The organism is Spiroplasma alleghenense (genome assembly GCF_003363775.1).
Classification (GTDB): domain Bacteria; phylum Bacillota_I; class Bacilli_A; order Mycoplasmatales; family Mycoplasmataceae; genus Spiroplasma_B; species Spiroplasma_B alleghenense.
In genome coordinates, this window is record NZ_CP031376.1 from 1,231,524 (window position 1) to 1,244,542 (window position 13,019).

7 protein-coding genes are annotated in these 13,019 nt (G+C 29.7%); 3 read left to right on the plus strand and 4 right to left on the minus strand.

Annotated features, from left to right (window positions below; all coding sequences use genetic code 4):
- Positions 1-10: 10 nt before the first annotated feature.
- Positions 11-1,798, minus strand: coding sequence for a lipoprotein (locus SALLE_RS05510; RefSeq protein ID WP_115558624.1), 1,788 nt, complete (start codon positions 1,796-1,798; stop codon positions 11-13).
- A 676-nt stretch (positions 1,799-2,474) separates the two neighbouring features.
- On the opposite strand from SALLE_RS05510, the gene SALLE_RS05515 reads away from it, so the two are divergent.
- The 3 genes from SALLE_RS05515 to SALLE_RS05525 are packed head-to-tail and all read left to right on the plus strand — an operon-like array spanning position 2,475 to position 6,581.
- Positions 2,475-3,401 carry a hypothetical protein gene (locus tag SALLE_RS05515; RefSeq protein WP_115558625.1) on the plus strand — a complete coding sequence of 309 codons (927 nt, stop codon included), beginning with the start codon at positions 2,475-2,477 and terminating at the stop codon, positions 3,399-3,401.
- Between the two features lie 14 nt (positions 3,402-3,415).
- Entirely contained in the window at positions 3,416-4,516 is a 1,101-nt protein-coding gene (locus SALLE_RS05520) for an SGNH/GDSL hydrolase family protein (RefSeq protein ID WP_115558626.1), read from the plus strand.
- Positions 4,509-6,581: an MOLPALP family lipoprotein gene (locus SALLE_RS05525; RefSeq protein WP_115558627.1), complete on the plus strand. Its 2,073-nt coding sequence runs from the start codon at positions 4,509-4,511 to the stop codon at positions 6,579-6,581. The genes SALLE_RS05520 and SALLE_RS05525 overlap by 8 nt, the downstream gene beginning before the upstream one ends.
- A gap of 261 nt (positions 6,582-6,842) precedes the next feature.
- On the opposite strand, the gene SALLE_RS05530 is transcribed toward SALLE_RS05525, so the two are convergent.
- The 3 genes from SALLE_RS05530 to SALLE_RS05540 form a co-directional block, all read right to left on the minus strand.
- Positions 6,843-8,702: a hypothetical protein gene (locus SALLE_RS05530; protein ID WP_115558628.1), complete on the minus strand. Its 1,860-nt coding sequence runs from the start codon at positions 8,700-8,702 to the stop codon at positions 6,843-6,845.
- A 195-nt stretch (positions 8,703-8,897) separates the two neighbouring features.
- Positions 8,898-10,757, minus strand: a complete 1,860-nt coding sequence (locus SALLE_RS05535) for a hypothetical protein (protein WP_115558629.1) — start codon at positions 10,755-10,757, stop codon at positions 8,898-8,900.
- A 257-nt stretch (positions 10,758-11,014) separates the two neighbouring features.
- Entirely contained in the window at positions 11,015-12,955 is a 1,941-nt protein-coding gene (locus SALLE_RS05540) for an ABC transporter ATP-binding protein (protein ID WP_115558630.1), read from the minus strand.
- Positions 12,956-13,019 lie beyond the last annotated feature (64 nt).

Below are 13,019 nucleotides of genomic sequence, written 5' to 3' on the forward strand. Positions count from 1 at the left end.
CTCCTTGTTTTTACCCTACTCTTTTAAATTTTCATGAAGATTGCTTGTCTGCAAAAAATTGCTTTCTTTGGTTACCTGATAAATCAGGAACCGAAAAAGTATTTCTACTGCTTCTTTTGTTAAAAGTGAAGCTAACTTTATTTCAGTTACTTGCTCCCGAAGAAAAGAAATAGGTTCTTAAAGCACTTTCGTTTGTTTTGGCTTTAACCCCTTCATAGGTGATTAAGTAGCCATTCTCATTCACATACATATAGTTCTCACATTTTCTAGTTGTGTTTGAACGAAAGACTGTTGTCAAATCTAAGGGTTGTGCATTTGCTACTGCTCTATAATTTGCTCTAATTAACTCATCAGTACGACTTCCCTCAAGGAATAATTCCATATCAACTGTATTAGTTTTTGTTCAACTTACTGGCCATTCCAATTGGTGCACCTCAAAAGGATTGCTTATTAGACTGGTATTTTCCAATCCGACAAAGCTTGATTGAGTCAAAAATGCATCTTTCATAAACTCATCATATAGACTTAATGTGTTTTCAAATGTAGTTTGTTGACGATAAACAATTGTGTTATCAGGAAAATCAAAATTATAACCGTCTAAAGAAAATTGAACTCCTTTTACTTTAAATCCAAGTAAGGCAATTGTTAACTTATCTTTTTTCATGTCCAAAGCAAAATTTGAATTTTGAACTTTCAAAATTGTTTGTAGTTGACGGTTCTGAATAAAATTTGATTTTAAGTTATATTGATTAATAGCTTCTGAAATTGTTGGATCGGACTCTATCGCTTTTTTCATTTCTTCACTATAAGAATCATCAGGGATTACATGTTGAATTCATGCGCTGCCATTTCCTCTTATACCCTTCAAAAAATCATCAACAGCAGTTGGAGTCTCTCTTCTTAACGCAGACATTAATGCTTGTCGAGCTGCTGTATCTTCATTTTCATCAAATACGGTTTTAGTTTCAAAACGACTTGAATCTACAAAAAGTTTATCGTTTATTTCAAGCGCCAATTTATCAGTAACTATTAAAGCCGATGTCTGTCCAGCCAGTTCGTCTGTAATTTTTTGTTTTAGGTCTAAAATCACCTCTGTACTTTGAGAAATAGTTCTTGCAGTGTTGTCCAAATTTCCCTTATCACTTTCAAAAATCATACTATTAGCTAATTTATCATTTAAAGCTAATGAGTATTTTTCTTCAATAGCTTTAGCTGTAACTGCAATATCTTCTTTTCCGAAAATATTTATTTGTTGAACAGATGAAATAGTTCTAACACTTTTTTCGTTATTTTTTTCTTTATAAACAACATCAGCAGATACTGTTGATAGGAGAGTAACATTATCACCCTTTTCAATTAAATCAAACTTAGTGATTTGAATTCCGTTTTTTAACGGGGTGTTCTTATCTACTAAAACTGGATTATAGTTTAAGTTTTGAGAGACAGTAAGTCTTAATTCCTCGTTAATTAAATCAACAGGAATAATTGTCATTACTAATTCAGCAGTGTCCTTATAAAATTTGCTTTGAGGTCTTTTTAAATCATCCTTATTTTCTTTTAGCAATTTAACGGTATAGCCTGTTTCTTCTTCTAAATCTTTCTCATCCAACATTGAATATTTTTTGAAAGCTTTAGAGACTTGAGACTGAAAAATTGTTGAAACTTCAGAGATAAATTCGTTTAAGACTTGGTCATAATCAAATTCATTTTTTTTACCAGTGTCTTTACATGAAATTACTGCAAGCGGCGCTGATACTATTAATGATGTAGAAGCTAAGATGCTTAAAAGTTTTTTCATATTTTTATCTCCTTATATTATTTTTTTCTTTATTCATTATATACTAAAAATGCCGCAAAAACAACTTATAAGGGGGCATATCTACAATAAAATGGCTGATTTTATAGAAATAAACTTATATTTATGATATGATAAATATCGTTAAAAAATATATTTAAAAGATAAATAATAAATAAATATTGATAATTTAGTTGCAAATCCAAGCAATTAAACTATAATATTTTTAAGAGATTAGAGACCGGTGCTACTTAATTGATAAGGGAGCATTATTAAAATAAAAAATAATAGAATAATAATTTGTGATAGTAGAATAATCTTAATTTTAAAATGTGGGATAAATAAAAAACTCTCATTTTAAATAGACATCTAGATAATCTCTATACCAAGATAAGAATAACTTTGTATGAAAAAAATCTTTCTCTATTAGTATTATTTCCCATGTTGAGCAGACAGACTTTGCTGTCTGTTTTTACTTTATATTTATATATCGAAAAAAATATAAAAAAATTTTGATTTAAATTTTATGGTTTATAATATTAGAAGGATTAAGATAAAGGGGCTTATCTTATCTTTTAGATGCTAGTCGTCGTTCATTAAATAGATGTTGAATCTGCTTTATCTTAATAATCGAAAGTTAAAGCCAACATTCATAGAAGCAAAAGGAGATTAAAAATAAATGGGTAATTTATCTAAGAAATTACGCAGATTTTTATTTGCGGGTATTTCGACTTTTATTGCCGTTATTTTTCTCTTAGGGTTATTATTATCAGTTCCAGGTATGGGACTGGAATCTTTAAAATTCATCAACAGTGTTAAGAGCACTGTAAATAAACATTTCCCTAAGGGAAAATTTGTTATAGATGGCCAAGGTAAGTTTTATGAGTATGCGATGATAAAATCAATCAAATCATCTTATACTGCAGACTGCTTTTCTGCCACAAATTGATATGAGGATTCTTCAAAAAATGAAGAAAACAAAGAAAAATATTTACAATTCGTTGACGAATGATTTGAAAATCGTTGAGGAGACGTAATTAAAAATAAAGAAGATGTTGATCTAAATGATGTTTCAATGGATTTAATTGAATTTGATCAAGCCTTTGCTCAAGAATTTCATAATTTCGGTTATGTTAATCCAGGAATTACTTGAATTTGAAAAAAAGGAGTAATATCAGATTTACTTTCACCAAACTTAAAAAAATCACATTTATATCAAGATGCTTTAGAAAAACAAACAATTATAGATCAAGAAACATATGATTCTAACGTAGATTTTACAGGACCCGGCTTAGGCGGAATTAATGTAAAAAGCTCATTAGGGGCATATTTGGTAAATAATAAAGTTTGATTTATTAATTTACAAAGAGAAAATGTAAGTTATGCAATGACAGCAGCTTTAGGTTCAAGTGTTTTTAAAGACAAAAATTTAAGTGATGCAGATTTGCCAAAATTAATTACAGCTAAAGATTTATACCATCCAAACTTTACATCAGCAATTTACACCACAGCAGCAGGTGTGGGATTTATGTTAATTATTTTCCCAATAATTGCAATTTCAGGTGCAGCAGCGATGGTTTATATTTATATAGCTAACAAAAAATAGACAGGAGCTTTTCAATGAAAAAACTATTGCAAGTTTTGGGGTCATTGAGCATCTTAGTAAGCTCAACTGCTCCAATTGTTAGCTGTACAATTCCTCAAAAGAAAAATTTTTCAATTGATGAACTAATCGGTAAAAACATTGATACAAGTAATCAAAAAGACGATTCCAATCATGAAGGTATGTTTACAAATTATTATACAGTTGGAGACAGTCTTTCTGATACAGGGGCACTAATTGGTGCACTAAATAGTAAATTTAATGCTGGGGCAAAAATTGAAGCTCCCAGTTATAGCAATTCTTTTACAAATGGAGATACAGCCGCTAAACTATTAGCTAGTAAACTAGGCTTCGAAAACGAAGAATGAGGTTACGCGTTTAATTTTATGGGTCAAAATCACCACGGTAATAATTATGCAGTTGGGGGCGCAACTGCAAGTAATGTTGACAACGCATCAGGAATGCTTTTAAATAACTTTAAAATTTATGAGCAAACCGTTGCCTTAATCAAACAACACAAAGTAAAACCTACAGATTTAGTATTTTTTGAAATTGGGGGTAATGATTTATTCCAAATAATTAATACCCCAGAAAAGTTTCAAGAACAAAAAATTGATGAAGCTATGGCAAACATCGAGAAAGCATTATTGGTTTTATTAAATAATGGAATTAGAAATATAGTGGTCATGAATGCCCCAGATGTAAGTAAAATTCCTACATATAATACAAGTGATGAAAAAACAATCAAAAATGCCGCTAACTTAAGTAAAGAATTCAACGAGCGATTCGACTTATTATTCGACAAGCTTGATAAAAAATTCCCAGGGGCTTTAAAATTGTTTGACTTGTATACTGAATTTGACAAAATGTTAGATATTTTTGAAGAAGATATTGCTGGGGGAAATTCAAAAAAAGCATGTACTGTAATGAAACCTGATATGTCAAATATTTCTCAAGGTTTAAGTATCAAGGTTAATTATGAGAGTGGCTGTTCAGCACAAGAAATTGATAAATACTTTTTCTTCGACGCAGTTCACCCTACTCAATGAGGACATGAATATGTAGCTGATAAATTATTTGATTTAGTAAAAGACTTTGGAGGTACTAAAAATGCGTAAACTTTTAAGCATACTCGCAACAGTTTCTTTGACAGCTTCGGTTGCAACCACAACAGTTTCTTGTACAACAAGCAAATTTAATATGGATGTTGCTTTAAGCGCTAATAATATCAATAATCTTAAAATTGGTTTAGCACAAGCAAGTAAAAGTTTAGTTTTAAATCATGAAAATGGTTTAGATTCAGAATATATTTTAGAGAACTATTTTGCTCCAAGTGTTATTGAAGATAATTTCGAAGGTTTTGATAAATCAGATTTTTCAGGAGTTTCTCGCACAAGATTTACAAACCTATTTAAAAAGTATTTTAATTCTAAAAACCCAGTCAAGCCAAGTGAAATATCATCAGGATTAAAGTTAAATGGTTCTAAGAAAGTAACAAGTGGTGGTTCATTATTCTCAGCCCTAGCTGGTTTTAGTGATTTAATCGGAACAATTGTTAGTGGAAAAACTTTAGAATTTCTAATTAACTTAGCTGATGGAAGCGGACTTGTTGAAGGTCTTCTAGATCCTTTATTGGGTAAAACAGTTTCTGGATTACTAGACGAAGAAACTTTAAATGCTTTAGGAAATGCTTTAGATTTAAATGTTTATCAAGGTATGAGCTATCAAGATGTTTTACAAAACGGTATGAATAGTTTATCAAATGGTTTAGTAAGACTTTCGGGTAATCCCAAAAATGTTAAGTTAGCAGAAATTGGAATTGAAAATGATTCTAAAAATAATGATATAGCAATTCAAAATATGGCAGATTCACTAACATCTTTAGGATCGATTATGGGTGATTTAGATATAATTAATAACTTAGTTGGTTTTGCTGATATTTTGCATTTTGCATATATAACTTTAACTTACATTAATCAGTTCGATTCTTTTAGAAGTTTTAAGCCAAGTGATTCACAACACCTGTTTGTAAGTGGAGAAACAAGCATTACCACACTAAAAAGAGTTCGTAGTCAAAAATTTGATATCAAAGATGGAGAACCCAACATTGCTAAGTTAATTGCAAATTTACAGTTCTATTTAAGTGTCGATGAGAAAGATACTGATGGACGAAATTTTCAAAGACTTATTTCGATCTTATTTGAATCAGACTCAAAAGTTAACATTGTCCCAATAATTGGACCTAGTTTTTCAAATGGGGGTATAAACTGATTAATCAAGCCAATTGTTACTTTACTAATCGATAAAATGGGTGTCCCAGATTTAATGAAAAGCTATCTTCAAGGTACTCTAGCAGTTATATTCAATGATATTGCCACAGATTCTAGTTTAAAAAACATTACAAACTGATTAAAAAATAAATTGATTTGGTCATTTTTAGATGATAGCATGAAAAATATGGTTAATAAAATTGTGGATGATAAGGAATTGCACGAAACTCCATACAAAGCAATTTACTCAGGTTCAGGAATTTCTTCATTGATGAATATCTTTGGAATGTCAGATGGAGGCGTTAACCCGGATTTAAACATTTCTAATTTACTTAAAAATAGTTTGACGACGACTTTAGATGCAGTAGCAAAAGAGCTAAAAGTTGACCGTTACACCAGCATTAGTTCAAATAACACAATTAAAGTTCAAACTCTAAGTGAGCTATTTAAAAAACTTGGAGAAATTGAAGCTTGAGAAGACAGTAACGGTAAGAAAAATAGCACAACCGTTTTAGAACATGCTTTGGTTGTTCCAAAAGACATGTTTCTAACTTTGGGACTTGATAAAAAAACTCAAAGTTTTGAAAATGGTTCAGCTCTACAACTTTTAAAAAGTTTCTTGCAACAAAGTTTAGAAGGATTTAAAGAACTAGATACTTTATTATCAATGATTGGTAAAAAAGGAATTGCTGAAAATAAAGAAATTCAACAGGAAATCGATGAAGTAGTTTCAAATCCAGAAGACTGAAAGATTGTTGATTCGCAAAATAATTTAATGTTTGACAATATCATTGGTGATATTACCATTGATTTAAAACATATTATCCAAGACAATGAAACGGTTTATTCAATTACTGCTAAAAGAGAAAAAAGTGGTTATTTCAAAATTACAGATTTTGAAATAGTAAAATAGTAAAAACTAATTATTAATTTAAAAAATTAATCTTTTAATACCGCAAGATACTAAATACAATTTCTAAAATTGAGGCTAATAAGGCTAATATATTAAAAATTAGCTATAAAATTAAAGATGGGGATTTAAGGTAAAATAAGCCTAAAAATAATAAAAAGTAAAAACCTTATTGAAATCTTTCAATAAGGTTTTTTATATGTAAATTAAGTTTAATTACATTGGGTGAAATAAAAAACTTGTTCTGTAGTTTACAAAACAAGTTTAAATTAAATAAAACATACTATTATGGTCATAAAAGTATAAACTTCTTTCAGATTGGTTGGTGATATAACTGTATTTGCTGTCATATATAAAATCATATTCATTTCTAAAAGAAAAACTGGGTTTAAAGTGGCTTTTTGCCCCAGAAGAAAATAGGTACGACTTTAAAACAAAACCATCCATATATCCATATTTTGTATCACTCATTAAAAATACACAATCTTTATCAATAGTGGAAGCTTCAGGGATTTTAAAATAGGTTCTATTTGGTTGTTTGGCTTCTGGTGTATCTACACCAGTTGCGGATGTAATATATCTATTTGTGAACATAGAGATGAACTGTAAATCTTTTGAATATTTGTCAGCCTCAGGGTTTGCAGACATTAAGCGTTCTGCGTATAGTTCCCAATTCAATTCTTTATAAGTATCTCAAAAGGCAAGGTCTTCCATTTTTTTTAAATAAAAATGTTGGTATAAGGGGTTTTCATCCAAAGCTCTGCCCTTTAGGCCAACAAAGGCTTTTTGATATTGGTAGGCATCATCGATAAATTTTTTATATAAGTCACTTGTTGATGAATAAGATGTTACTTGGCGGTAAACAATTTTTTGTTCTGGGAGATCATATTTTTGTCCTTCTAGATAATATGCCGCCCCAGATACATCCACTCCAAATAGGGCGATTGTTTTTCTATCATTTTCCATATTTAAAGCAAATTTTGAACCCTGGCGTTCCAAGGCTCATTTAATTGCACTACCATCACTGGCAAAATTATAATCCAAATTATATGGATTAACAGCAAGAGCAATCGATGGATCCCTTTTACTTGCCGCTACTGCATTTTCTGTATATTGATCATTAAAAGCTGACACATTTGAAAAAAGTCAACTTTTTTCTGGATTATTAGTTTTAATGTTTGATAAAAATAATTCTTCACTAGATCTATCTCCGCTTAGAGCTTTCAAAGCAGTTTTATATTGTTCAAATGGTGTAATACTTGCATTTTGATTTCCAAATATACTTTCAAATCTACCAGCATCACTGAATGAAGTTTTGTTTACATTCACTTTTGTTTCATTATAAACAACGCTAGGATTTAAAGATGATGAAATATCTTCTGTACTAATAGCCGCGATTTTTTTACTTACAAAACTTAACACATCACTATTTTTTTGCAAGTCTTCTGCAGTATTATCCAAGTCTCCTTTATTACTGATAAACGAATAGTCATTTGCTTGGGTTCCGTTGATTATATCATTATATCGATCACCAATTAATTTAGCTGCTCCTAAAATATCGGGTGACTCAAAAATATTAATAAAAGCAAAGGTTGTGGTTTTTTGAAAGTCATTATTGCCGTTTGAATCTTTATAAAAAATATCGGTTGAAATTTCAATATTCAAAGTACAATTTTTGCCCTTTACCACTGGGGAAATGTTTTCAATTGTAATACCATTTTTAAGTGGAGAAGCTTTATCAATTAGTATCGGTTGATAGTTAACATTTGAAGTGATTTCTTTATTTATTGTTTTGTTAATTTCTCCAATATTAATTATTTTATAAATTTCATTGGAAACTTTTTTGTAATAAATTGATGAATGATCACTAAAATCATCTTCATGGTCAATTATTTCCTCAAGAGTTATTGTATCTGGTAGTTGTTTTTCTGAAATATTATTTCAGGGTTTAAAAGCCTCATAAATCTCGGTTTGAAAAATAACGATTGTTTCAGCAACGAATTTATTAATTAAATTTGAGTAATCAAATCTTTCAGCCACATCGGGTTTTTTGCAAGAAACAACACCCAGAGGCATTGTAATTATTAGGCTGGAAGCCGCTAAAATACTTAATAATTTTTTCATATCCAATCCTCACTCATTTTACTATTTAGTAATTATATCAAAAAAAATCACTAAATTCAATTCAGCCAAATCCTAAAATAGTGCAAAATTATTTTTTTGTAATCACTTAATTACAAATGGTTTAAATAAAAAAAATTAATATTACTATAATTGAATGAGTAATATTAATTTATCGGTTAATAATAAATCATAATTCTAAATTAGCTTAAACATACTTCTTTCGTTCCAAAGATGTAAATATCTTTGTGAATCGTTGCTAATATAACTGTATTTACTGTCATACAAAAAATCAAATTCACTTCTAAAAGAAAAACTTGGTTTAAATTGGTTTTTTGCCCCCGAAGAAAATAGGTACGACTTTAGAACAAAACCATCCATATATCCATTTTTTTTATTGCTCATTAAAAATACGCATTCCTCTTTAGGATTGGGATATACTGGAATTTTAAAATAGACTTTATTTGGTTGTTTGGCTTCTGGTGTATCTTCGCCAGCTCCGGTTAAAATATATTTGTTTGTAAACATAGAGGTGAACTGTAAATCTTTTGAATATTCATTAGCTTCAGGATTTGCGGCCATTAAGTCCTCTCCGTATTGTTCCCAATTCAATTCTTTATAAAGTTCTCAACTGAAAATGCCTTCAATTTTTTTCAAATAAAAATGCTGGTATTGAGGATTTTCATCCAAAGCTCTACCTTTTAGGCCAACAAAGGCTTTTTGATATTGGTAGGCATCATCGATAAATTTTTTGTATAAGTCACTTGTTGATGAATAAGATGTTACTTGACGGTAAACAATTTTTTGCTCTGGTAAATCATATTTTTGTCCTTCTAGATAATATGCCGCCCCAGATACATCTACTCCAAATAAGGCGATTGTTTTTTTATCATTTTCCATATTTAAAGCAAATTTTGAACCCTGGCGTTCCAAGGCTCACTTAATTGCACTACCATCATTGGCAAAATTATAGTCCAAATTATATGGATTTATAGCAAGAGCAATTGATGGATCCCTTTTACTTGCCGCAACCGCATTTTCTGTATATTGATCATTAAAAGCTGACACATGTGAAAAAAGTCAACTTTTTTCTGGATTATTAGTTTTAATGTTTGATAAAAATAATTCTTCACTAGCTCTATCTCCGCTTAAAGCTTTCAAAGCGGTTTTATATTGTGTAAATGGTGTAATACTTGCATTTTGATTTCCAAATATACTTTCAAATCTACCAGCATCACTAAATGAAGTTTTGTTTACATTCACTTTTGTTTCATTATAAACAATACTTGGATTTAGAGACGATGAAATATCCTCTGTACTAATAGCTGCAATTTTTTTACTCACAAAACTTAAAACATCACTATTTTTTTGTAAGTCTTCTGCAGTATTATCTAAGTCTCCTTTATCACCGATAAACGAATAGTCATTTGCTTGGGTTCCGTTGATTATATCATTATATCGATCACCGATTAATTTAGCTGCTCCTAAAATATCGGGTGACTCAAAAATATTAATAAAAGCAAAGGTTGTGGTTTTTTGAAAGTCATTATTGCCGTTTGAATCTTTATAAAAAATATCAGCTGACATTTCAATATTTAAAGTACAATTTTTGCCCTTAACCACTGGGGAAATGTTTTCAATTGTAATACCGTTTTTAAGCGGTGAAGCCTTATCAATTAAAATTGGTTGATAGTTAATATTTGAAGTGATTTCTTTATTTATTGATTTGTTGATTTCCCCAATATTAATTATTTTATAAATTTCATTGGAAACTTTTTTGTAATAAATTGATGAATGATCATTGAAATCATCTTCATGAGCGATTATTTCCTCAAGAGTCATTGTCTCTGGTAATTGTTTTTCTGAAATATTATTTCATGGCTTAAAAGCTTCATAAATCTCGGTTTGAAAAATAACGATTGTTTCAGCAACAAATGTATTAATTAAATTTGAGTAATCAAATCTTTCAGCAACATCGGGTTTTTTGCAAGAAACAACAGCAAGAGGCATTGTAATTATTAGGCTTGAAGCCGCTAAAATACTTAATAATTTTTTCATATCCAATCCTCACTCATTTTACTATTTAATAAGTATATCAAAAAAAATCACTAAATTCAATTAATCAGAATCCTAAAATGACTCAATTTCTTACTATTTTAATTCATTAACGAAATTTAAATTATAAGGACCAAAAGACTTTTGCTCTTAACTTATGAAATATTTTACAATAATAAGGTTAAAAAGTTTAAAAAATAGGTATAAAAAAACTTATCCCATACATTACGGAATAAGTTTACAGATATAATTTGATTTTTTTAATCCATTAGTCCAGCTTCATAAAGTTTTTTGAAGTGTCCTGGTTGTTTTTTTAGAGTTTCAAAGGTTCCGGTTTGAACAATTCCAGCACCATCGGCTCCTAAAACTATTATTTCGTCAGCATTTTTAATAGTACTCAATCTGTGAGCGATTGAAACTGTTGTTCTACCAACCATTAATAATTCAAGTTTTTCTTGAATTTCTTTTTCCACAATATTATCTAAAGCACTTGTAGCTTCATCTAAAATTAAAATTTGAGGATCTTTTAAGAACATTCTTGCGATAATCATTCTTTGTTTTTGACCCCCAGATAACATAAATCCTCTTTCTCCAAGAATAGTATCATATCCATCTGGTCAAGTCATAATTAGTTCGTGTAACTCAGCTTTTTTACATGCTTCAATTACTTCTTCTTTGCTAGCATCAAATCTTCCATAAGAAACGTTGTCATAAACGTTTCCATAAATAATTTGAGGATCTTGTTCTACATAACCAATATTGAAAAGGTAACTTGATAAATTAACATCTTTTAAATCAATTTTCTCATTTACCAAAATTTTTCCCTCAGTTGGGTCATAATATCTTAATAATAATCTTGAAATAGTTGATTTACCACTTCCTGTTTCACCAACAAAAGCGTAACTACGTCCTTTTTTAAAGGTGAAGTCAAATTTTGGTAATATTGTTTTTGTTGGTTTTTCTGGATAGGCAAATGATACACCTTTAAAAACAATATCTCCTTTTAAAGAGTCAATCACTATTCCATCTTGATAATGGGGATCCATTATTGAATTAGCTTTAATAGTTGAATCAACTCGAGTAGAAGCAACCGAAGCTTGTGCAATCCCAACTGATGCCATTACAACTTGGAACAATGGTCCAGTCATAATTCCTTGTGCCATTGTAAATGAAGCAAAGGTTACAGCAAAGAAAGTTGCTCCTTCAGTTCCTGCGTTTCCATATTTCAACATGGCAACTCCAATTGATATAAATTGAATAAAGCTGATTCCTGAAAATAATATTGTTATCATCAAAGCTTGTACTTTACCCATTTTTACAGATTCTTTATAATATTTTTTATGTAGATCATAAAAACGATTAGTTTCATAATTTTCAGTTCCTGATGCTTTGATCAATCTAATTGCACCAATTCTATCAGTCACATCACCATTGATATCAGTTACTACTTCTCTTACTTTTGTATAACGACGTTTTGTAAAAGCAAACGAAACTGCCATTGCTAATAATATTAAGAAGAACATTCCCAATACACTTGCAGCCATTGTTGCTTCAAAAATAAACATCATAATTGAGGCACCAATCATTGTTAAAAAAGCATTAATTAAAGTTACAGGAACTTGAACAGCTTGATCACCAACGATTTGGGTATCTGAAATTACTTTTGTAATAATTTCACCAATTTTTTTATCTGAATAATAAGAAATATCTTGACGAACCAATGATTCTAAAGATAAGTTTCTTAAATCGATTTCAATTTTTTTACCCATTAAAACTGAGAAGTATTGCGAACCGTAACTAATTAACGCACTACCTGCAACGATTGCCAAGGCAATTGCAAGGGTTGTTTGTCAGTGTAGACCTCAAAAGTCATCAACCACAAATTGTGGGTTATATTTCATCATGATATCTGTTGTCATTTGTCTAACCAATAAAGGTATGGCAATCGAACAGAGTACAGAAATTATTGATAAGACAATAATAATTGTTGCTAAAAAGGCTTCTTTTTTGAAATACCTAATTACTAAAGGAAAGAAAGCGCCTTGAGGTCTTGCTAACTTGATATCTTTTTTAATCAATTTAGCAATTTCATTAGTGTGTTCTTTATCACTAATGATCTTATTTTCCAATTTTTCATTTAATATTTCAAAATCCTTACGAATTTCTTTATTTTTGAATTCGTGATTTTGTATTTTACTCATATTTTTACTCCTTCTGCGTATAATTGTATACTAAAAGATATGAATAATTAATAATAATTTCAAA